General features: G+C 31.6%; 20 protein-coding genes. 2 read left to right on the forward strand and 18 right to left on the reverse strand.

The features are described from left to right. Positions 1 to 146: 146 nt before the first annotated feature. From BUA82_RS06160 to BUA82_RS06220, 13 genes are all read right to left on the reverse strand, one after another. Positions 147 to 1,391 carry a HAMP domain-containing sensor histidine kinase gene (locus BUA82_RS06160; RefSeq protein ID WP_073005697.1) on the reverse strand — a complete coding sequence of 415 codons (1,245 nt, stop codon included), beginning with the start codon at positions 1,389 to 1,391 and terminating at the stop codon, positions 147 to 149. Beyond that, positions 1,391 to 2,095, reverse strand: coding sequence for a response regulator transcription factor (locus tag BUA82_RS06165; protein WP_073005699.1), 705 nt, complete (start codon positions 2,093 to 2,095; stop codon positions 1,391 to 1,393). Before BUA82_RS06165 ends, BUA82_RS06160 begins: the two co-directional genes overlap by 1 nt. A gap of 664 nt (positions 2,096 to 2,759) precedes the next feature. Continuing rightward, positions 2,760 to 5,273, reverse strand: a complete 2,514-nt coding sequence (locus BUA82_RS06175; RefSeq protein ID WP_073005704.1) for an ABC transporter permease — start codon at positions 5,271 to 5,273, stop codon at positions 2,760 to 2,762. 94 nt (positions 5,274 to 5,367) lie between these two features. Further along, positions 5,368 to 6,054, reverse strand: coding sequence for an ABC transporter ATP-binding protein (locus tag BUA82_RS06180; RefSeq protein ID WP_073005706.1), 687 nt, complete (start codon positions 6,052 to 6,054; stop codon positions 5,368 to 5,370). A gap of 433 nt (positions 6,055 to 6,487) precedes the next feature. Further along, positions 6,488 to 6,655 carry a hypothetical protein gene (locus BUA82_RS20650; RefSeq protein WP_178140700.1) on the reverse strand — a complete coding sequence of 56 codons (168 nt, stop codon included), beginning with the start codon at positions 6,653 to 6,655 and terminating at the stop codon, positions 6,488 to 6,490. Between the two features lie 212 nt (positions 6,656 to 6,867). Then, positions 6,868 to 7,128, reverse strand: coding sequence for a hypothetical protein (locus tag BUA82_RS06185; protein ID WP_073005709.1), 261 nt, complete (start codon positions 7,126 to 7,128; stop codon positions 6,868 to 6,870). Between the two features lie 725 nt (positions 7,129 to 7,853). Continuing rightward, entirely contained in the window at positions 7,854 to 9,227 is a 1,374-nt protein-coding gene (locus BUA82_RS06190; RefSeq protein WP_073005711.1) for an MATE family efflux transporter, read from the reverse strand. A 184-nt stretch (positions 9,228 to 9,411) separates the two neighbouring features. Then, entirely contained in the window at positions 9,412 to 10,956 is a 1,545-nt protein-coding gene (locus tag BUA82_RS06195) for a sensor histidine kinase (protein ID WP_242948929.1), read from the reverse strand. Further along, entirely contained in the window at positions 10,949 to 11,629 is a 681-nt protein-coding gene (locus BUA82_RS06200) for a response regulator transcription factor (protein WP_073005713.1), read from the reverse strand. Before BUA82_RS06200 ends, BUA82_RS06195 begins: the two co-directional genes overlap by 8 nt. 249 nt (positions 11,630 to 11,878) lie before the next feature. Next, positions 11,879 to 12,361, reverse strand: coding sequence for a DUF4342 domain-containing protein (locus tag BUA82_RS06205; RefSeq protein ID WP_073005715.1), 483 nt, complete (start codon positions 12,359 to 12,361; stop codon positions 11,879 to 11,881). Positions 12,362 to 12,451: 90 nt separating this feature from the next. Then, positions 12,452 to 13,870: a metallophosphoesterase gene (locus BUA82_RS06210; protein ID WP_073005717.1), complete on the reverse strand. Its 1,419-nt coding sequence runs from the start codon at positions 13,868 to 13,870 to the stop codon at positions 12,452 to 12,454. Positions 13,871 to 13,897: 27 nt separating this feature from the next. Next, a complete protein-coding gene (locus tag BUA82_RS06215; RefSeq protein WP_073005718.1) occupies positions 13,898 to 14,776 on the reverse strand; it encodes an RNA methyltransferase in 879 nt (292 codons plus the stop codon). A gap of 138 nt (positions 14,777 to 14,914) precedes the next feature. Continuing rightward, a complete protein-coding gene (locus tag BUA82_RS06220) occupies positions 14,915 to 15,607 on the reverse strand; it encodes an RDD family protein (protein ID WP_073005719.1) in 693 nt (230 codons plus the stop codon). 67 nt (positions 15,608 to 15,674) lie between these two features. On the opposite strand from BUA82_RS06220, the gene BUA82_RS06225 reads away from it, so the two are divergent. Then, positions 15,675 to 16,631: a stage II sporulation protein M gene (locus BUA82_RS06225; RefSeq protein ID WP_073005720.1), complete on the forward strand. Its 957-nt coding sequence runs from the start codon at positions 15,675 to 15,677 to the stop codon at positions 16,629 to 16,631. Between the two features lie 124 nt (positions 16,632 to 16,755). Here the strand turns inward: BUA82_RS06225 and BUA82_RS06230 are convergent, their stop codons facing one another. From BUA82_RS06230 to BUA82_RS06250, 5 genes are read right to left on the reverse strand one after another with little or no spacing between them, the layout of a single operon-like run. Then, positions 16,756 to 18,069 carry a DUF58 domain-containing protein gene (locus BUA82_RS06230; RefSeq protein WP_143148585.1) on the reverse strand — a complete coding sequence of 438 codons (1,314 nt, stop codon included), beginning with the start codon at positions 18,067 to 18,069 and terminating at the stop codon, positions 16,756 to 16,758. Positions 18,070 to 18,086: 17 nt separating this feature from the next. Further along, complete coding sequence (locus BUA82_RS06235) at positions 18,087 to 19,052, reverse strand: AAA family ATPase (RefSeq protein WP_073005722.1); 966 nt, start codon at positions 19,050 to 19,052, stop codon at positions 18,087 to 18,089. Next, positions 19,025 to 20,026 (reverse strand): DUF4350 domain-containing protein, encoded by a 1,002-nt coding sequence (locus BUA82_RS06240; protein ID WP_073005723.1) that lies wholly within the window; start codon positions 20,024 to 20,026, stop codon positions 19,025 to 19,027. Before BUA82_RS06240 ends, BUA82_RS06235 begins: the two co-directional genes overlap by 28 nt. Continuing rightward, on the reverse strand, positions 20,007 to 20,681 hold the full coding sequence (locus BUA82_RS06245; RefSeq protein ID WP_073005724.1) for a hypothetical protein: 675 nt from the start codon (positions 20,679 to 20,681) through the stop codon (positions 20,007 to 20,009). The genes BUA82_RS06240 and BUA82_RS06245 overlap by 20 nt, the downstream gene beginning before the upstream one ends. Next, on the reverse strand, positions 20,682 to 21,638 hold the full coding sequence (locus BUA82_RS06250; RefSeq protein ID WP_073005725.1) for a DUF7847 domain-containing protein: 957 nt from the start codon (positions 21,636 to 21,638) through the stop codon (positions 20,682 to 20,684). It abuts the gene before it with no gap. A 310-nt stretch (positions 21,639 to 21,948) separates the two neighbouring features. Between BUA82_RS06250 and asnB the strand changes: the two genes are divergently transcribed. Next, positions 21,949 to 23,859 (forward strand): asparagine synthase (glutamine-hydrolyzing), encoded by a 1,911-nt coding sequence (gene asnB / locus BUA82_RS06255; RefSeq protein ID WP_073005726.1) that lies wholly within the window; start codon positions 21,949 to 21,951, stop codon positions 23,857 to 23,859. Positions 23,860 to 23,965: the final 106 nt, after the last annotated feature.

Genomic DNA, 23,965 nt, shown 5'->3' on the forward strand with positions numbered 1-23,965 from the left:
AGGCACGTGACAAGTGACAAACTCTTTTTACCACAAAGAAACTTCTTCTCCACACCTAAAGCTTTAAAAATAAAGTTAGGAAGCTTTAGGTGCAAAGAAGAAGTAAGCGAACATTCCAAAGCGTAGATTTGGAATGTTCGCTTATGTCACATGCCTGTCATCAAGGTAATAATAAACTTCGTCCCTTTTCCTATTTCACTTTCAACTTCAATAATACCCTTATGGGATTCTATAATGGACTTAGCCAAGGCTAGGCCTATGCCTATGGATTCAGTTTTTTTAGAAGTCTTTGCTTTATAAAATCTCTTAAATATGTAAGGCAATTCTTCTTCAGGAATGCCTTCCCCAGTATCTTCTATGGTTATCCTTTTATAAAGGGGGTTTTCTTCTATATCTATGTTTATTTCCCCGCCTCCTTTAGTGTGTTCAATAGCATTTTTTACTATATTAATTACAGCCTCCTGAAGCCATAATCTATCATGCTTAAATTCTATTTCCTTATCCTGTTTAAAATTAATATTTACTTTAGCATCTAAAGCTTTTCTTTCTAGCGCTTCTAAAGCTTCATCAATGGTCTCATTTAAACTCTGATTCTCTTTATTGAACTCTATGGCTTTAGCATCTATTCTAGCCAATTTTAAGATACTTTTAATAAGCCAATCCATCCTGTTTAGTTGGCCTTGATTATTTAATAAAAAGGTTTTATTCTGTTCTCTTGTAAGTTCCTTGTTTAACATTATATCGTTATATACTATCATGGAAGCTAAAGGGGTTTTTAGCTGGTGAGATATATCTGATAATAAATCCACTAAGAACTGCTTTTCTTTTTGAAGCTCATTGATGTTATTTCTTATAATACCTCTCATAGAGTTAAAAGCAAAGGCTAATTTTGAAAAATCCCCTTCCCTATCTTCGCTTATGGCTATATCATATTCCCCTTCCACTACTTTTTTGGCTCCTTGGGTTATTCGTCTTAGTTTTTTATAGAAGATTCCATACTGAAAATAATTGAAAACAAATAGCAGGATGGTTAAAATAAAAACCATAATTGTAAAGGTATAAGTATTCTTAAGTACTGTGGACTCGAGATATGGAAACAATTCATTTTCCAAGCTTTTACTTATACCATATTCCTTAAGAAACATCTTTCCCTTAGCCATGTCTTCTTCTCCTATACCTTTGGTTATAAGAGGTATCATCTCCCTTGCCATTTCAGGGTCTTTTTCCGCTACCTTGGCGGATATGCTGCCAAAAACATTTATATAATCTTCTTTTAAGTTATCATGATGTAACTTGAGAAGAAGACTTGTGCATGCTATGAAAACTATCATTAAAGCTATTAATATAGTGGAACTTTTTCTAAGTTCCGGATTATAAAAATAATTATTCATTATGATCTACTCTCTTTCACCACATCTTTGTTCCATTTGTATCCAAGCCCTCTTTGAGTAACTATATACTGAGGATCTTTTACATTATCTTCTATCTTTTCTCTTATCCTCTTTATGTAAACTGATAGGGTATTTTCATCAAAAAATGCCTCTGCTCCCTCTAATAGTTCACTGAGTATTTCGTCTCTTTTCATTAAATTCTTAGCATTACTCATAAATATAAGCAAAAGCTTATACTCTTGGGCTGTAAGTATAATGTCCTCATCATTCTTTTTCACCAAAGCCCTAGATACATCTAAGGAAATATCTCCACTAATTAAAAGGTTTCCTGTGGAAGTATTTTTTGAATTTCTTCTTAACAAGGCTTTAATTCTAGAAAGCAATTCCCTAACTCTAAAGGGCTTAGTAATATAGTCATCTCCTCCTATTTCTAAGCCTAAAACCACATTTACCTCTTCGTCCAAAGCTGTAAGAAATATTATTGGAACATCACTTTTTTCTCTTATTTCTTTGCATATATCATAACCATTACCATCCGGTAAATTCACATCCAATATAATAAGGTCAAATTGCTCTTTTAAAAACCATTCTCTCCCCTGAGAAGCAGTAGAAGCCCTAAAAACTTCATAACCCTCATCTTTAAGAGTAAACTCTATGCCTAAAGCTAGAGGTTCATCATCTTCCACTAACAATAATCTATTCATATTTCCACCACCTTTAATATAAATTAGGTAAGAGTTTAGGTAAGAACTAAGAAGTAAGAGGTAAGAGTTATGGATAAAACTCATAGAGTTTTTATGAGCAAGTGATCCTTAGCTACAGATGAGGACCCTCTTAAAAAGAATACTAGTACCAGCTGAAGCTTAAAAGAATTTATCCAGGAGCTTAACGCTCCTTACCCTACCACTTAAAGAAGCGTGGGGATTAGGGACGGTTAGCTATGAGATAAATTTTATCTATGCCTATTAACTATTCTCCTTTACCCCTTGCCTATTCTCTCTTACCTCTTACTTCTTATCTTTTACTTTTTACTTTTTACTTCTTACCTATTACTTCTTACTTCTTACTTCTTACCTATTACTTCTTACTTCTTACTTCTTACCTATTACTTCTTACTTCTTACTTCTTACCTATTATCTCTTATCTCTTATCTCTTACTTTTTACCTCTTACTTATTACTTATTCTATAATAACCGTTGCTGAAATAAAAGCATTGCTTTGAAGTTATTATAAAACTAAAAAGCAATGCACTTTATTTTACACCTAATTAATTAAGCACTTATTTACTTTTAATTACTAATCACACTCACCCTAACTGTAGATAAAGCTTTTAATCTTCTATTGAAAATCAAATTATATATTTACATCTTAATGCTCATCCTTAATAGCTTCAATAAGATTATCTTTCTTGATTCTTGCTAGAGGTGATAATACTGAAAGGTAGCCTATGGCTAATGAGCATACTACTGCAATTATAATAGCATTCCAAGGTATATTCCATGCAAAATCCCTGGCACCAGACATACCGCTGAACATTAAGTAAGATACTCCTGTTCCTAATATGGAACCATATAAAGCTCCAAATATGCCATAGAAAAGGCCTTCCAATACAATCATTTTTCTTAACCCTTTTTGAGTTAATCCTATAGATTTTAATGCTGCAAATTCTCTTTTTCTTAAAATAATGTTGGTGGTTAATGTATTTATAATATTAACACTGCCTATTAAAGAAATTACAGTGACGAAACCGTACATGAGTATCTGCACCATAAGCATAGTAGATTTCATTTTTCTATTATCATCTATAGAATTTATCATCTTTAAAGAACCATCTTGTTTTATGATTTCTTCTATTTCTCCTTGAACAGCCTCTTCATTCTTTAAATCCTTTAACTTCATAGCTACTTTAACTGGCTCTATATGTTTGGCTCTTTCTTTATCCACTATTTCTTTTGCTACTTTTTCGGTAGTTATAAGCTTTAACCCGTTTTGTGGTCCGTTAAAATTAAAGGGATCATTTTCAAGTACCGCCATAACTTTAACTTTTTCAACCTTACCCTTACCAAAGACCTCAGGTGTTTCGCTGTTATCTCCACTTTTGAGAAATATTTCATCACCTACCTTTAAACTTGCCGCTGTTCCATAGTAAGATTTCTTTTTCTTCTCCATATACATTCTGTTTTTGTTTATAACAATTACTCCCTTTTCACTATTGAGCTTATCAACATCTATATTCCCAGATGCTAAATATTTTTTAGAAGCCTCTAAAGCATTATTATCATAAACCGCAAGAGAACTGTTTATAAAGGTTCTATCCTTTCCTTCATATTTAATATCCTTATATACACCTTCTATTTCTTTAACTTCTGGAATTTCTGCGCTCTTTTCTATGGCTGATGCAAACTCTATATTATGGTATACATTATAACTCTTATCTATAGATTGTAAATTACTTAAATCCTTTATAAATTTATCTTCTATACCATATTTGCCTTCTTCACCATTTCTATTTTTATACACAATAAAATGTATATCTTGTGATTCATTTAAATCTGATGATATTTGCAGAGACATGTCCATGAAGGACTTAAAGGTAATAAACAATAACACGCTTATTATTATGGAGAACACTGTTATCCTATATCTTTTTTTATTTCTTTTTATGTTCTTATATGCTAAAGAGCCTTCAAAGCCCATTAATTTATTAAAGATAAAGCTTTTTCTTCTTTTTATCTTCTCTTTGTTTATAGAATTTCTACTGCTTATAGCAACTAGTGGTGATATCTTACCTGCAAAATGTGCTGGTAAAAAGGCTGATATATAGATAGCCACTAATCCTACTAAAGCACTTATGCCAAGAATTCCTGGAGATATGGAGGGTTTCACAAACTGTACTGAATCTTTTCCTATTATCTTAAAAGTAAAACCTATACCATATATGGCAATAACTCCGCATAATAATCCTAGAGGGATTCCTATTAGTGCTAAAATACTAGCTTCCCTAAATACAATTTTTCTTATTTGCTTAGGAGTAGTACCTACTGCTCTTAAAAGTCCAAACTGCTTAATTCTGTCTACCACGCTGATGTGGAAGGAATTATATATTACCGCTATGGTAGAAATCACCACTATTCCTATTATTATAGCTATAGTAGTATAAAGTCCCATGATGCCGCTATCTTTTTCTGCACCACCCTGAAGGGATACTAAGAAGCTATTAACGTGAACATTTTTCTGGTCCTTTAATTCCTTTAATTCCCTAACTGCAGTCCTAAGGCTAGTTTTTGAGCTTATCTCCACCGCTAGCATGGCTTCTTTTTCCTTGCTTAAATCTATACTATTATTTACGTATAATATTACTCCTTCGTTGTCCATTTGACTCTTTACGTTGTCATCTAATATTCCTGTGAGGGTATATTCTTTACCTGCTATAGTTATTTTGCTTCCTACTTTTGCATTTTTATCAATAATTTTAAGGGTCCATTTTTCTAAAGCTACATCATTTTCTTTTTCAGGGAATTTTCCTTCTTTTATCTTATAGGGAAGAAGTTCTAATCCTTTATCGGTAGCAATTACCTCCCCTAGCTTAACTCCCTTTTGCACTTCTATTTTCTGGCCATTAACAATCAATCCGTTTCTGGCTACCTTAGGATTGTTCTGTATTTTTGAGAGCAGATCTTTGTCTACATTATTATACATTATATGATAAGAACCATAGCTGTTCTTTGCTTCGTCTATCTGAGCCAGCTGAATACCTTTAAAGAAAAGTCCTATAGAGGATATTAGGGCTACAGATAGTATGATTCCTATTATGGTCAAAATTGTTCTCTTTTTATTTGCTTTTAAATATCTTCCTGTGAGCTGTTTATAATTATTAAGCATAATTGCCTCCTTACTTGCTTATACACTTTGCTTAGTTCCAATAGTTCTAAGATTATTTTTGCAAGCTATTTAATAAATTTCATGAGTTTAATTCTTACTTAGTTTTAAGATATTTGTCTGAAGTTATCTCTCCATCTTGAATGGTAATTATTCTATCTGCCATGGAGGCAATATTAAAATCATGGGTTATTAATATAAGAGTTTGACTATATTTCTTTGCAGTAAACTTTAATAGTTCAATTACCTCTTTAGAAGTCTTACTATCCAAGTTTCCTGTAGGCTCATCCGCTAATATTATGGAAGGCTTATTTAGAAGCGCTCTTCCAATGGATACCCTTTGCTGCTGGCCGCCGGATAATTCTGATGGAAGATGATGCTTTCTTTCTTTAAGTCCTAATAGATCTACAACCTCATTTAGATAATCCTTATCCACTTTGTTATTATCCATTAATGCTGGTAAGGCTATGTTTTCTTCCACATCTAAAACAGGTATTAAGTTAAAGAATTGAAACACAAAACCAACTTTTCTTCTTCTAAAAATCGCCAGCTTTTCTTCGTTATATTTATAAATGCTTTCTCCATCTATAATGACGCCGCCATCAGTGGGCCTGTCTAATCCTCCCAATAAATGAAGCAAGGTACTTTTACCAGAACCTGAAGCCCCTACTATAGCAGTAAATTCTCCCTTATTAAGGCTCAGATTTATATTCTTAAGAGCTTCTACTTTATTGTCACCTTTACCATAAATCTTACTTAAATTTTCCACCTTTAAAATTTCCATATGTTATCTCTCCTATTCATATTTATATTGGAAGTTGATTTACATAATTAATTTTTATCACTTCTCTATTGTTAATAACTAGTTTTAACCTCTTAAGGTCTACCACTATAACCAAGTATACATTCCTAAAGATTATATCTCCATATCAGCAAACTTACATTGTAAGTACTTATCTTTCAGAATTGTAAGATTCATATCAAACAGTATTATTGCAATATATAGAATAAAATAATAGTTTTCTAATCTTCTAGTGAAGATTTAAAACATTCTTCTTGAGTGCTATTTATTTTTATGCATTAAAAAAAGCATCAAGGATTATTTTCCTCGATGCTTTTATCACCATTGTAAATATATACTTAAATTAATACTATGACATCATCTTTACTTATAAATAACAGGATATTAATGCAGACTTTTTTACTTACTTTTTATTTTATTCATTATTATTGATATTTAATTGTTCTTCTAATTTTATGATGCGTTTTTCCAGCATGGAGATTCTAGACTCACAATCTTTACGGATTGTTCTTGCATTGTTATAAAGTAGTATCATTAAGCTAAGAAGGGCAATAACTGTAGACCAACTTGGATATTGACTCATAGTATCTTATCTCCTTGTACTATTAATTTGGTAACATAGCAATAACCAAAGATATGCACAATACTTAAGTAAATTTTCTTAACTTTATAAAATAACCTTCCTTTTTATTTTAAGCAAATATTACCATATAAGTATAAACAAGTCAAATTATTCTATGCAAAAAAGTTTCATTCATTATTGACAATATTCTGTAATATATAGATCTTATATTTTTATTTATACCAAAAGAAATATAAAATTGAAGCAATAATTAAAATTGATATTATAATTAGCAATCTTTCTTTAAATGATTTTTTAGCATAATCAACTTTATATTGAACCAATACACCAGCAATACCTGCTATCAATCCTGTGAATCTATTTTGACAAATATATTTATGGTTGAAAAAAATTATATCTATTGCAATAAGCCCTAAAACAATACCACTAATAGTTCGAACAAACAAAGTGAATTTTCGATTATTAAAATTCATAATATCTCCTTTCTTTTTAAAGCCTTTCAATTATTGAAATTTCGTTTTTAATAAATTTTTCATATTAAACATTACCTTAGTATAATTTAGTTAGTTATATCATTATTTATAGTTAATACCAATATGTCCATTAAATAGTAATTCTACAAGTTTATTGGTATTCCTTCTTTTTTGCCATTTATTTTTTATTTATTAAATGAACGGTTGTAGAACTATATTTAAGGCGTGGTCAAGGGTCAGTTTATCTGATTTGTCTTGCCCTAGACGAAGCAATACTCACTTCACACTGGTGTAAAAACCCCTAGTTAACACTAAGGAGTTCGCACACTGCGAGCGTCCCTAAAGGTTGAGTGAAGCGTAGCGAGGGCAAATCCATTTAGCTCCATGCAATAGCATTATTATTAGATAGCAAATTTAAACATCATACAATTTCTAAAAACTTTTTAACTTTGGCTAGTATGTTTCAACCATCAGATGAAGAGTTAAACCTTATGATTTTAATATTAAACAGTTTATGGAGCTTTTAGGAGTTTCTAATCAGTCTAAATACACTGAAATTCCTAAAATAATTAGTGATAATAAAGTAGATGAACTTAAATCCAAATAAATAACAAAAGGTTGTCTCAGATATTATTTTGAGACAACCTTTTATTTAACATTTTAATCTTGTATTCCTAGGTACGATATTTATTCTAGACTTTGGACACAAACCTTTATTTAATATTTTAAACTGCAATTAGGTCCAAATCCTGAACTACATTTTTTATCCATTTCTTTGAGTGAAGTCTATAAGCTTCGAATACCACCTTTACTAACTCTTCCGTGCATATTATGAAGAACACCTGGGGTAGAGAGAGCTTTAGGTACACTGCCGCTATAAAGCCTATTGGTACTGAGAAACACCATACGGTTCCAAGTTGAACAAGCATGGAGTAGGTAGTATCTCCACCGCCACGAAATACTCCCACAATCATAAGTACATTAAAGAATCTTAGAGGTGCAAAAACCGCCATAATCTTTAGTACCGTAATAGTAGATTTTAAAGTGGCTTCACTTACATTGAAGGCTTTTATTATAAAGGGTGAGCAGATCCAAAGTGCTGCACCAGTAACTATACCCACTATAGGGGCTAGTATTCCTAGCTTGGTAGCATAGGAAATGGCTTCTTCCTCTTCGCCAGCTCCTATTTTGTTCCCTATCATTATGGATGCTGCAGTGGCTAATCCTATGCAAAGTACCATAAACATGTTATTTATTGTACTCGCTATTTGCATACTTGCCACTTCACTTATACCTATCTTTGCATATATTACTGAATAAGTGGTAATGCCTAAAGCCCATACTAATTCATTTATAATTACTGAAGAAGAAGTTTTAAAGTAAATCTTAACAAAATCCATATTAAAGGATAAAAGTTCTTTAAACTTAGCTGCAGCAGTGGTTTTATACCCATAAGTATAAATAACTACAAAAGCTGTTTCTACAAGTCTAGCAATGCTGGTGGCTAAGGCTGCTCCCGCTACGCCCATGGCTGGAGCACCAAAATGGCCAAAGATAAATATCCAGTTTAAAAAAGCATTAGTTAATACTCCCACAAGGCTGGCAAACATGGATGGCTTGGCAATGCCTGTACATCTTAATCCTGTGGAGTAAGCTTGAGTGATGTTAGTAAGCATAAAGGTTACAGCAATTATCCTAAGATACTGTACACCTAAATTTATAACCGTTTGTTCTTGAGTAAATATCCTCATTATAGACTGAGGAGCTATTAATGCAGCTGAGGTGAATAATACAGATGCAATAGTTCCAAGAACTAAATCTAATCCTAAAACCTTTTTTATATTATTCCTATCCTTCTTACCCCAAAATTGGGACATGAATATTCCTGCTCCTGCATTTATCCCTGAAAGACAAAGCATAAATATAAAGAAATACTGATTCACTAGTCCCACTGCAGCAATCTCATTTTCTCCCAACTTTCCTATCATTACATTATCCACCATATTAAGAGATGAACTGATTAAATTTTGAAGGGTAATTGGTATAACTAAGGTAAGAATAGTTAAGAAAAACTTCTTGTCTTTAAATAATTTTTTCATAAGAACCTCCTTTTTACAAAACAAAAAGCAAATGGGTGATATAGCCGCCCATCTGCTTTAAATATTTTTCATATTCATTAATTTTAATCTATAAATTAATATGTATATTATTAAATTCTTAAACTACCTCGTACATTATATAATATGAAGTTTTACTAGTCAATAGTAAATATTAAGGTGCCAGTCACACGCCTGGCACCATTAGTGGAACCCTTAACACTACCTTAGTACCTTTATTCAGAGCACTTTCCACCTGTATGCTGCCTTTATGTTTCATTATTATCCATTTTGCTATGGATAATCCTAGACCAGTGCCTCCAGTTTCCTTAGTTCTGGATTTATCCGCACGATAAAATCTGTTAAATATATTAGGTAAGTCCTTTTCATCAATTCCTATACCTGTGTCTTTAATAGCTATTACCGCTTCTTTTCCTTCTTTAAAGGAATATAGTGTTATTACTCCACCAGCTGGGGTGTATTTTATACTATTATCTACAAACACTCTAATAGCCTGCTTTAACAGCTTAGCATCGGCATATATTTTTATGGATTCATTGATGTTATTTCTAATTTCATGCTCAGTGTCAATGAGTCTTGTGTCCCTAACCACCTCATCTATAAGCTCATTAAGGTAAAATTCCTCCATGCTAATAGCCTGTGTGTTTTTATCTCCTCTGGCTAAGAATAGCAGTTTCTCCACTAAATCCTTCATATTTTCAGATTCTGATTTTATGGCTTCTATAGATTCATCTAGTACCTTCTCATCCTGCTTTCCCCATCGGTCTAACATTTTAGCATATCCTTGAATAACAGCTATAGGAGTCCTTAATTCATGAGATGCATCGGAAACAAACTGATTTTGAATTTCATAAGCCCTTTGGATCCTATCTAACATATCATTAAAGGTTATGGCCAGGTCTTTGAGCTCATCTTGGGTTCCCCCAGTGCTAATCCTTGTATCCATGCGATTTATAGTAATATTTCTCACCGTATCTATCATTTCATTTACTGGACTTAATATTTTTCTACTTCTCTTGGCCGTCTTTCTTAAAGACAACAAAGCTAATATAACCTCAGCTATACTAAGGGCAAGTAAAATTCTTAATAAATTTCTTAATTCTTCATACAAAGGGAAAGCTAGTTTAACATTAATTTGTCCGTTGTTACTTGGCAAATTCTTTTCATATACATAATTAAATCTAAAAATTTCACCGGTTATTGCATTGCTTTTTCCATTTATTAAGTTGGAAATTTGTTGATTTTCTAAAGATCTATTTTCATCAAAAGTAACTAGTTTTTCAGGAATAGCCTCTGCTCCTTTATTCATATACTCTTCATTTTTTCTATACACAAGCTTTTGTGTTTCATCAAAAACCCTTATTTCAAACCCGCTCAACGAGCTTATGAGCTGGAGCTTTTCTTTTGGAACATTGCTTTCCATAATATATTCCTTTGATATCTCATTAAAGCTTTGAGACATTTTATCTTCCATTCTTCTAAAGGTAAAATATCCGTAACATCCTAAAATAATTATATTTAATGTAGACATGATACTCATAATTCTTAAAACATACATTATATTAAGCTTAAGGATTATAGAAAGCCTTACTTTGGTTAAATGCTTTTTGTACTCTTCTCTTATAAGACTGAATAACTTTTTAATCATATCAGTTATTAGAGTCACATATTCATTCTCTGGCTTATTAGGTTTAGATTTTTTATTATTCATCTTTAATAACGTACCCTACTCCTCTTACAGTATGAATTATTTTAACATTATATTTATCATCTATTTTGCTCCTTAAATATCTTATGTACACATCCACCACATTGGTATCTCCCATATAATCATAGCCCCACACGGTTTCCAATATCTTTTCCCTGGTTAATACCCTGTTTTTATTTTCTAAAAGGTACTCTAAAAGATCAAATTCTTTTTTGGTTAGTTCTACATCATACCCCTGATAACTAACTAGGTGCATGTCTAAATCTACCTTGAGGCTATTAAGCTGCAATACACTGGAAGGTTGTTTATTAACCATTTTTCTCTTTAAAGCTGCCCTTATTCTAGCTAAAAGCTCTTCAATTTCAAAAGGCTTAGTTACATAATCATTAGCGCCCATATCTAGTCCTGTAACCTTGTCCATGGTTTCATCCTTGGCAGTGAGCATTATAATAGGCACTTCAGAAAACTCTCTCACCCTTCTTAAAACTTCCATACCATTCATAGAAGGTAACATTATATCAAGAAGAATTAAATCATAATCACCATTTTTTATCATCATTAATCCTTCTCTTCCATCATAGGACTTATCTACCTTATACCCTTCATAGTTCAATTCTAATTCTAAAAACCTTGCAATTTTAACCTCATCTTCAATAATTAATATATTCTCTTTCACAGATAATACCCCCTACCTATGTATAGGTGAATGCTATACTAAAAAATTATTATATCCTTTTAAAATGATGCTATGTATCATTCCTATAATTAGATTATAACCAAAATAACTATAAAAAGAAAAATTAATCCTCTATTATGAAATAATTCTTATTTTAATAACCTTGAGATAAAAAATACCTACCTGCAGCAAGATACATTGCTGTTTAGTAGGTATTTTTATCACTATTAAATTTGCCATGATTTAATTCTATTTAGCAATTTCTGATTTAATATTTTCTGCAGCTTGAGACATCTTATCCATGGCACTATTAGCCTTGGTATTTTCTACATCTTTTCCTTGAAAAGAGAACTTATGTCCGGTAAATAATGCTATAAGCATTAAAGGTATTGAGATATAAGGTGCTATTACAACTACTAAAAAGAATATTGTAAGAGAAAGTCTTAAAATCACATTATCGTTTTTCTGAATTATTATATGATTACTGTTACCCTTTTTTATAACTCCCTTACACCAGTTAATAAATTTTCCTAAAGATTTAGAAAAACCATCTTCACAATGTTCTTCCTTAGATTGCTCACTACTAGAATTTCTTTTTTCTTCGTGTTTTTTTTCTAAATAGATTATTGCTTCCAGCATATCTCCATTACATGCTTCCAAAGCTTCCTTTGCCTCTTCGTAACTTACATCTAATCTTTTTCTTAATTCATCAATCTGTTCTATAGTTATCATACTATATCCCTCCAAAAATTTTTATTTATCTTATATCTTTATTATAGGTGGGGATTATTATAGTAAAATTAGTAGAACATTAAAATTACATTAGAAAGTCTTAGAAATAAATATTTTATTATTGTTTATATCTTTTATTTTAGTAATACTTTTAATATACCTTTTGAAAAAATCTATTTGACTGTCTTCCCATAATTTATAAGCTTTTGTGTTTTTATATTCCTGAGAAACCTGATCCTGGGTTCCTGAAAAGTAGCTTAAATTCAATTCTCCTACTAGCTCACACATCAATTTCTTTTCTTCTTCACTATATTTGTTATTGTTGTATAAAACATCATAGGCTTTAAAGTAACCATTATTCTCAAAGGACTTCCTTGAAAACTCACTAAAATCATTAAGATTCTTATGGTTATTACCCGTTTCCTTTGCCCAAGCCTCTACATCTACTTTAGCAGTACTATAATCATAACCATTACCAGAAGAGTATTTTATAACCCCATATTGCTGAGGATAAACACTAAGTGCACTAGTTACAATTTCATAAATATAATTTTTGTTATATTCCTGATGGGAATTATTGTCCACCTTATGATAATTTATATCTTGAATATGTATATGACCGCTGAATACTAAATTTAATCCATATTCTTCAAATACTTTTATAGCTTCTTCACTGTTATTTATTGTATAGTTTTTATTGATTAAATCACTATGCTTAAGTAAGTTATGATGCATTACAGTAACAATCTCAGCATTGTTCTTTTTGGCCAGTTCACTGCATTTTTTTATCCATTGAAGTGTTTCATTGCTTATCCTCCCATCTGTTTGGGGAGATCCATTTTTTTCGTTATTCTTGTATTGATTTGTATCTATCATCAAAAGCCAAAGATTCTCAGAAGGAGCTGTTAAATAGCTTAAAGTGCTTTTATCTCTTGATATGGATTCACCGTATCCAAATTTATTATAAATTTTACTGAATTCCTTATAATTTATAGTTTCTGCTTTATATTGTTCATTTCCTTGAAAAGATCTGGCCCAAGGATTAGATATATCATGATTACCTGGGATAACATAAACCAAAGTACCTGATTCTTCTACTCGATTCAGTTTTTCTGCAAGTTCTAGGTGGCTCTTTTTTTCACCATTATTAGTTAAGTCCCCGCTAATAATTAATATATCAGGTTTTTTCTTATTAATATCATTTACAAAAGCATCCATTATCTCCTCAGTATAATCTGTCTGTTTACCATCTCCAAGACCCATAAAACTTTTAAACCCCTGTCCTTCATCTCTCAAAGATTTAGATAAATGATGTATGTCTGTAGCTGTAAAAATGGTCAGATATTTGCCTGATTTAAAATTAGTATTAATTTTTCTATCTTTGTATATAAAACTCCACTTTAATACATCACTTTTAACGACATTAGATCTATAAACCACTGCTAAAGTTAGTGCCGCCACTATAGTTAACATTAAAATTATACAAAAAAGTCTGCGATTTTTATTCATTAAAATAAGCTACCTTTCTTGTAGCATTTATTTGATACCTTTATTTTTTAAAGAAGCTTCATAAAGTATTATTGTAGAGGCCACTCCCACATTTAAGGAATCACAATCTCCCAGCATTGGGATGGAAACCCCTGTATAATCTGTATTGTACCAATTCTCAGATACACCATACTTTTCACTTCCCATGATTATGGCTACCCTGCCTTTATAGGGAAGTTCATAGTATTCCTTTTCAGCAGAGGTATCTGTAAGTATAATTTTATAGTTATTTTTCTTAAGCCATTTAATAGTTTCCTCATAATCCGACTCTACTATAGGAACCTTGAAACAAGCCCCCATACTGCTTCTTATAAGCTTTGGATGATTTAATCTAGTCTTCTTATTGTTTATTATTATGCAATCTATATCCGTAGCATCCGCTGACCTTATTATAGTCCCCACATTCCCTGGAATTTCAAGCCCGTCCAGTATCAGCACTACAGAATTATTTGTCACATATATATCATCCAAGGTTTTAGGTTTAAGATAACATACAGCTAATACCCCTTGAGAATTCTCCTTCTCACTTAAGGTATTAAAAACCCTTTCTGATACAATATAACTTTCCTCTGCCAATTGCACATAATCCCTTATAAGCTTTTGTGATTCTATGGAATGTATCTTTTCTAGGCATATCAAGAAATATTTTATGGGGATATTATACTTCATAGCTAAATCCAACGCCCATATTCCCTCTACTACTGCCAATTTCTCCGGATTAGGTTTTGTATTTTTATTTAAGCTTATTATTCTATTTATCACTCCGCTCTTTTTTCCTAGAGCTTTAAACTTATTACCATACATAGTAAAAAATAATTCTTGTTTTTCTTCTAAATTAAAATCCTTTAATTCGTTAAACTCTCTCATAATACTCTCCTGTACAATACCCATAAATTACGAGATATAATCAAAAGTGAAAGTACTTAATTCACTTATACTTGCCTTATCTCTTAACTCTTACTTCTTACTTCTTACTTCCTACTTCTTACTTTCTCTCTATCAATGTTAAATCTTATTAATAAAATCTTGCCCTTCTTCAAGTATTCCTAAACTTTCAAACTTCTTAGTAAAATACTCTTTTAAGGATTGTTGAGTCTTATAATAATCATCCATAGTATTTTTTCTTTCAAAATAGTCACGAATCAGCCTATTTTCCTCTGGTGTAATATAATACGATAGTTGCTCGTTAGACGTTTGAATGCTTTCTAAAGTGATAGGTGCTGTTTTTTCTTCTTCAGCTATTACCATGGTGGAAGCAACAAAGTCCCCAATGCGTTTATGATCTTTGTTTAGATAAATAAGAGCTACCCCTATACCGTAGCTATCTATAAATATCTTAAACAAATTTCTTAAGGCAGAATGCTTAAAGGTTATAGGTTCACCATTATTTCGTATAGTCCTAAGCTTTAATATCTTTTTACCCGGAGTTCTACCGTTCATCTTAAGCTCAGCTACTAGAAAGTAACCATAGCTTATTAAAACAAAAACTATAAGAGATATGCCTATTATCCAACCATAATTTTCTTCCCAAAAATGTGGAGCATAATATAATGAAATTAGAAGTCCAATAACCATAGCCAAGATTATTAGATCTTTAATCAATGTATCTATAACTGCAGCAGCCATTCTAGAACCCAGATCTGCAAGGGTATATTCGATTTCTATATTTTCCGGTGTAATAATTTTTATTTTTTTCATAAATATCACTCTCCTAATGGTACAACATCCTAGATTTATTTGGTAAAATTAACATGAGGTGAAAATATTGAAAGAAGAACAATTTATACAAAAAAATTCAAACATATGGCAAGAACTAGAGAACTTCTCTACCAAAATAAACAAAAAAGGCATAAAATCTTTTTCCTCCATGGAGATAAAGAGATTTTTACATGTATTTAGGCTTTCCAGCCATCACTTAGCCTATGCAAGAACCCATTATGCACAAAACAACGTCACCATATATCTAAATTCCTTGGTGGGAAAATGCCATAATGATGTTTATGCAGTGAAAAAATTTAATCCCAGAGAACTTTTAAAATATATTACTACAGGTTTTCCAAAGCTCCTTAAAGAAAATAAAACATACCTTATAAGCTCCTTTGCTCTTTTCATGTTAGGGATAATCATAAGTGCCATTATGGTTGCAGTATCCACAGATAATGCCTTGTTATTCCTGCCTCCTCAATTAGTAGAAGGAGTAAAACAAGGACAAACTGGTGGCGGCGGTAATTGGAACTACCCTTTAATGTCTAGTATTATAATGGTAAATAATATCAAAGTATCCTTAAAAGCCTTTGCTTTAGGAATAACTTTTGGCCTTGGCACTATGTATGTACTCTTTGTAAATGGTGCGCTTTTAGGTGCTCTCACCGCTATTATTTATAAGTACGGTAATCCCATAAACTATTGGTCCTTAATACTTCCCCACGGTGTTATAGAACTTACAGCTATCTTTATATCTGGAGCTGCAGGACTTATAATAGCAAGAAGCCTATTGGTACCAGGGGAGCTTACTAGAAAACATTCCCTTATAAAAGGCTCTAAAACTGCGGTGTCCCTAATGGGTGGAGTGGTAGTAATGCTTGTTATAGCAGGTATTATCGAAGGTTTCTTTACCCCTCTAAATATTAGTGAAGGATTTAAACTAGCTTTTGCTGCCTTAACTGCAGTGATATTAGCTATCTATTTTTACATTCCTTATAGAAGGGTTAAAGCCAAATAAGATTATCTATAATTTAAATAAAACTTCTTCTCCAGCCCTAAAGCTTTTAAATATAAGAGAATGACGCTTTAGGGCTTAAGAAGAAGTAAGCGGCCATTCCAAATCTTAGATTTGGAATGTCTGCTTAGAAATATGTTCTGTTTTTAACTTGAATGTATCTGTTTACTACGGTGTATTCTAGTTTTTCCGCTGGGCATTCCACACATAGTATTCCTCTTCTATTAAGTAGATTGATGATCTTTTGTCTTTCATCAAGCAGTTCCATGGCTACACCTTTATTAAATATTTCTTCTTTGTTACCCGCCTTTTGGTTACTTATGTTTTCAAGGCTTTCATTTTTGATAAGCACTATTACTACTATATTATTCTTAGATATTACGGGAAGCACCTTAAGCATATTTTCTGCTTCTTCTAGGGTATCAAAATCTGTAAACAAAAATATCAAGCTTCTGTGCCTTTCTTTCCTTTTAAAGTAGTAAAAAGCATCATCATAGTTGGAAGTTTCATTGGTATGATCTATATGATAAAGAGCTTCAAGTATTTTATTTCTGTGTTCTGGCCCCTTGCCGGGCATAATCATATTGTCTACCTGAGTGTTGAAAAGCAACAGTCCTGACTGGTCACCGTTTTGATTTACCACATCGGAAAGCACCAGGGCTGTATTAACTACCATATCCAGCTTCCTATATCCTCTAAGGGTATAACTCATAGGTCTTCCGGTATCTATAAAAATGTGTACATGTTGATTCTTTTCAGGTTCATATTGATTTACAATAGGCTTGTTTCCTCTAGCTGTAGCTTTCCAGTTGATTTTTCTGTACTCGTCGCCGTGATTATACTCTCTAAGGCTTTCAAAAGAAGTGCCTCTGCCTATCATCCTTAAATTTCTCTGTCCTTGTTTAAAGGAACGGTTATTAGTTATGCTTAATCTATATTTCCTTAAATTCTTCATATTAGGATAAATTTTAAACTCTTTATTAAGATTAACTTTAAAATGCCTCATGGCAAGCTTATATTTCCCTAAATATTTCACATGAAGCTTTCCAAAGGTAAAGGCTCCCCTTTTTGTGGGCATAACTTGATAAGTAAATATCTTCTTTTCATGAGGAGGTACTATCCCCTTCATTACATTATCTGTGAATTTAAAATGATGTTCAGGAGTTTCATCCTTTAATTCTATATAAAGCTCTCTTTGGCTTTTATTATATACTTCAAAAGAGATAGGCTCATTTTCATAAATAGATAAACTATCATGTCCATAACGGTTAATGATTATGTTATCTTTTTCATTAGAACTAGAGTAATCCACTAAAAGCAGTGTTATGCATATCCCATTATATATTATGAAAATTAAAATACTCATATTGAAGGTCATGGAAAGTATAAGAAGCAAAACTCCCGTTAGTAACATATATATATAACCTTTTGTAATACTCAACTATATCACTCTACTCTCTATCTAGGTACTTTTACTTTTGAAAGTATATCCTGGAGCACCTGATCTGCCTTAACTCCTTCAAGCTCTAGCTCAGGTTTAAGTATTATCCTATGCCTTAAAACAGGTATAGCCATCTTTTTTATATCCTCAGGAATTACATAATCCCTTCCACTATATGCCGCTGCCCCTTTGGCACACTGAAGCAGAGCTATAGAACCTCTTGGGGAGCTTCCTATATCTATGGTGGGGTTGTTTCTAGTCTCTGCGATAATATTTACTATATAGTCCATTAATGCGTCTTCTATCTGTACCCTTTGAACTTCTTCTCTAGCTTTTAATATATCCTCAGCGCTAAATAAAGCTCTAACTCCAGCTTTATCTAAATCTATACTGGAAAAACCGTTGTTATGGCGTTTTAACACCTCTTTTTCCGCTTGCATTGAAGGATAGTCTATAACTATTTTTATCAAAAATCTATCCACCAAAGCTTCAGGTAAAGGATATGTTCCTTCGTATTCTAAAGGGTTTTGAGTGGCAAAGACCATATAGGGGTTAGGTAGTTCTATCATTTCACCATCTATAGAAACCGTCTTTTCCGCCATAGCTTCTAGTAGTCCAGCTTGAGTTTTAGGGGGAGTACGATTTATTTCATCCGCTAATAAGAAGTTAGTAAACACTGGTCCTTTAGTAAGTTCAAACTCTCTAGTCTGCATATTAAATATCTTTGTACCAGTTACATCCGCCGGCATAAGGTCGGGGGTAAACTGAATCCTCTTAAAATCTAAGGAAAGGGTTCTAGACAGCGCCTTTATCATTAAGGTCTTAGCTAAACCTGGAACTCCTTCTATAAGTACATGTCCACCACTTATAAGGCTAATGATGCATTGCTCTATCATTTCATCCTGCTCTACTATAACCTTTCTAAGTTCTTCATTTACCTTTTCCACTATATTTATTACTTTGTTGTTTTCCAGGTTTTCCAATATGAATCTCTCCTTTTTGTTAAGATACTTTTAAGTTCTTCTATAGTATTGATGATTTGTAAGCATTTATTTTTATCGTGCTTCTCTTTTTTATTATTCATAAAGTCATATACCTTCTTGGCATTATTTATGGAAGGAAGATCTTTTCTTTCCCAGTATTCCAGCCATTGTTGATGAGTGCTGTTCATTTCCTTAAGAAGGCTTGTATAATAGCTTTCCACCATTATATCCCAACAATTAGCTTGTCTATAAATAGAAGCTGTGTTATACACATATTCATTTTCACTTCTTTCTACCTCTTCATATAAAGGAATGGGCTTACCGAAACGCTTGCCTTTATAATAATAAAGAGCTATTAAAACCAATGCCAGCTGGTAAACTATAATTCTAATTCCTAGAGGGGTATAGTCCCACAAACTTCTTTTTTGTCCTTGAACAAAAATATTATACTCATTAAAATATATCTTTTTGTAAGAATTTCCATCCACTTCACTCACTAGATTATAGGCTTTAGATACATCTTCCATAAGGGCTTCATTGGTAAAATAAGATACATCTGCAGCTATTATTTTTCCTTTATGGTAGTTATAGTTGGTAATACTTCCTTGTTTTATTGGTGAAACATCCTCATAATCTATCTTTCCTAAGGGCCTAGAAGATAGAAAAACAATTTTCCCTCCCTTTTTAACCCAGGCTTTTATATCTTCAGCATTTATGTTCAAAGCACCTTGTTCTGTTACTATTTGAATAGTATCTAAATCTTGCTCAGAAATAGGCTTTAAAGTTCTTTCTACTGGATACTTAAGATCTTTTAGTGCCTCATAAAATACACTATAGCCTTCTCTTGCTTTATTTATTACCGTATATCTTGGTAGTTTATTTTCCATCCTGCTAGATATGAAAAATGCCCCCCAAAGAAATAATGGAATAAGGATAATAATAAGTATTATGTCTTTACTTTGCTTTTTCTTCAAGTTTTATCACCTCATTCCACAAAATGTCAATTTTATAATTCCACTCCTTGTACATATCCTCCGTACAAACTTTATTTCCATACCAAGTGGAGTTAAATATATTCATCAGGTATTTTATATCCTCTAGCATAAAGAATTTTTCTTTTTTAAGATATTTATAAATTTCTTCATTGGTTTTAGTTTCATCTAGGTAAAGTATGCTGCTCTCATGGAGCAATAAAAGCATGGAGATAAAATCAAACCTTATAGCTTGTCTTAAATCACCTTTTTCCTTAAATTGTGCAGCCTTCTGCCTTAATGTCACAGGAGTAGTGGCTTCATCTATCTTTTCTCCTAAAATCTCCTTAATTCTTCTTTTTTTACTTAAGGCTTTGTTTGTTTTTAAAACTATTAGTACAATTAATACAATAAGCACCAACACTCCAATAATCATGAAAATATCCGGCAATGTTTCTGAAGCATTAGAAGATAATTTTATTCCTGATAAGTTTTTCTGGAAGAATTCTAATATCTTTCTTGCTATAGCCTCTCTAATCCTCTCTATAAAGCTTCTAGTATCATTTTTAAGGTGGCTGTATTCTACACTATTTAAAATCTTATCTACACTGCGTTGAAATTCAGGTTTTGATGTTATAATCAAACTTATCAAATTCACTTAATTGCTCCCTTTCATGGTATTTTCTAACACTTTAAGCTCAAGTTCTATATCTAATCCTTCCTTTTTAAATCTTTGATTAAAGTAAAGAAGGGTACTCATAATTCCTCCTATAGGGCTTACTATAAGCCAAGTTAATATATTTATAGGCCAAGATAGAACTCCATATAGGCTTGCTAATAGTATATTATAGTCTTGATTTATGCTAAAAAGTTTTCCCACTAAATATATAATTCCTAAAATCAAACCGACCAAGCTTTGTAAAGAGTATCTTATTCCCATTACAGTTAGAATAAATATTAAATTATATCCAACCATCTTCCAAAAGTTTTTCTTAACCAATATAAAGCTTCTCTTTATAGATGCTAGAGGTCCTTTTTTCTCTATAGTAGCTACTTGAAAAGAAAAGGAGAATAATGTGTAGTAAATCAATACTATAAATAGTGATATAAGAAGCATTAATAGTGGGATTATTATTATAGACATCCACTTCACTATTTCTATACCAAACTCAAATAAATATAAGTCTACACTTTCCATCATCCATGTTATAAGTTTCCAAAAAACAAATATCACTGGTGAAAAAACAATGGATGCTAATAAAAGAATTACAAATATCTTAGGAAGACTTATTAAAGAACTAGTTAAAGCATTTTGAACGCTTATCTTTTCTCCGGTGTATTGTTGGGCTGATATCTTTATTATTCCTACCTTTATAGAAATAACAAAAGTAGCTATTATCAATATGATTAAGGAAGTGGATATCACCACCCCTACACTTGATGGTGATAATATGCTGGTAAAAGCTGCGGTTATAATGCCAATTATTATGAGAATAAAAGCTATTATTCCCGAAATAACACTATAAACCAAATTAAATAAAATTATATTCTTCAAATTTTTCCTTAAAGTATTGATAGATCTATCCAATACTTCTGAAAGACTCATTAAGTTCATGCAATACCTCCCGCAGTCCAATTTTGTTAATAATTGTTTATTTAAATTTTACTAAAATAATAGAGAAATATAAAGGGTTAAAACTAATAATTATTATTTTATGAAAATTATTCACATTTTATTTCTATTATTTTTTAGTTACACTATATATTTTACACTATAATCCATTTAATGAAATATTTTTTTGAGAAAAAGATAGATAACATACAAGTCACTGGCACCATCATTAAAACTTTACAACTTTGAAACATCTTTGCAAAAGTTCAGAGAACTTGTCATATTATACTAGTTTTAAAAGGGGGTTATATAATTGTGCGGTTTTTTAACTTTTTTTAGTAAAGAGGTCATTGATAAGGAAAAAATTGATGCTTTAAATGAAATTAAAGAAACTATGAAATATAGGGGACCAGATAGCTCTAAGTATTTTGCTGGGGAAAATATATATATGGGCTTTAACAGGCTGAGCATCATAGATTTTAATAGTGGTAGCCAGCCTATGACATACCATAATAATAATTACACCATAGTTTTTAATGGAGAAATTTATAATTATAAAGAATTAAGGGAAAGTCTTATACAACTAGGATATGATTTTAACACCAATTCAGAAGCAGAAGTTCTTCTTGCTTGCTACTGCCATTATGGGAGTTCCTTTGTAAAGCTTCTTAGAGGAATGTTTGCTTTTGTTATTTGGAACGGAGTTACCCAATCAATCTTTGGTGCAAGAGATACCTTTGGCATAAAACCTTTTTACTACCTTGAAAAAGAAGAAGGATTATACTGCTCTTCAGAAGTAAAGTGTTTAAAACTATGCCTAGAAAAAACTGATATTAATTTTAAAGGTCTTCATAACTATTTTACCTTTCAATACGTACCTGAACCAGAGACTATATTTTGTAGAATAAACATATTACCTCCAGGACATACCATAAAAAAATCTTTAAATGGAAATATAGAAATAGAAAAGTATGCTTCCATAATTTTAAATCCATCCGCAGGCAATGAAGATATAAAAATTAAAAATATAGTGAATGCTCTTATGGATTCTGTAGAAACCCACATGGTAAGTGACGCTCCTGTAGCTACATTTTTATCTGGAGGGATAGATTCTACTATAATAGCTTCGTTAGCAAGAGAGATAAATCCAGATATAAAAAGCTTCACTGTAGGCTTTGAAAGAGAAGGCTACAGCGAAATTGATTTGGCTAAGGAAACAGCTGATGCCCTAGAAATTGAAAATATAAACAAAACTATTACTATAGAAGAATTTATTAATGAACTTCCTAATATTGTGAGTTATATGGATGTACCTTTAGCAGACCCTTCTGCTATTCCTTTATATTTCATTTCAAAAGAAGCCAGTAACCATGTAAAGGTAGCATTATCCGGAGAAGGTTCTGATGAATTATTTGGAGGTTACAACATATATAATGAGCCCAACTCTTTACAGATGTTTAATTACATTCCTAATTTTATAAAGAATATACTATTAAGCCTATCCAGAATAATGCCAGAAGGAATTAAAGGCAAAAGCTTCATAGAAAGAGGAGTAACCCCCTTAGAACAACGTTTTATAGGCAATGCAAAAGTGTTCAAAGAAAAAGAAAAAATCAAACTAATTCATAATTATGATCCTAGCTATAACTTTATAGATATTACAGCTCCATTATATAAAGAAGTCTCTCATTTGGATGAAGTATCAAAGATGCAGTATATAGATCTAAATACTTGGTTAAGAGGTGACATACTTGCTAAAGCAGATAAAATGTCCATGGCAAACTCTTTAGAAGTTAGGGTTCCTTTCTTAGATTACAAGGTATTAAAAGCTGCTTCAATATTAGGGGTAGATGATAAAGTAAAAAATAACACCACAAAATATTTATTAAGGCAAGCTTTTAAAGAGAAAATTCCCCCCTCTGCTGTAAACAGAAAAAAATTAGGCTTCCCAGTACCTATAAGACTGTGGTTAAAAAATGAAATGTATACATGGGCAAGAGATATAATTAATACTAAATGTCCTGAAGAGTATATTAATAAAGCTTTTGCACTAGAACTTCTAGAAAAGCATAGGAAAGGATATGTAGACTACAGCAGAAGGATATGGTCCATATTGATATTTATATTATGGTATGAAATTCATAGCGAAAATGATGTAAGAGCATACATCCCTGAACCTGTCCACAATCATGAATTACCTATGGCTATTAAGGCTTTAATTTAAAAGGACACTTCTTGGTGGCACCTAAATATTTTTATATTATATATAGATTTTCATACTTAGTTTATAATTATATTAATAACATTAAATTTATTTATACTTTATTCCT

Source organism: Clostridium amylolyticum (assembly GCF_900142075.1).
Classification (GTDB): Bacteria; Bacillota; Clostridia; order Clostridiales; family Clostridiaceae; genus Clostridium_AA; species Clostridium_AA amylolyticum.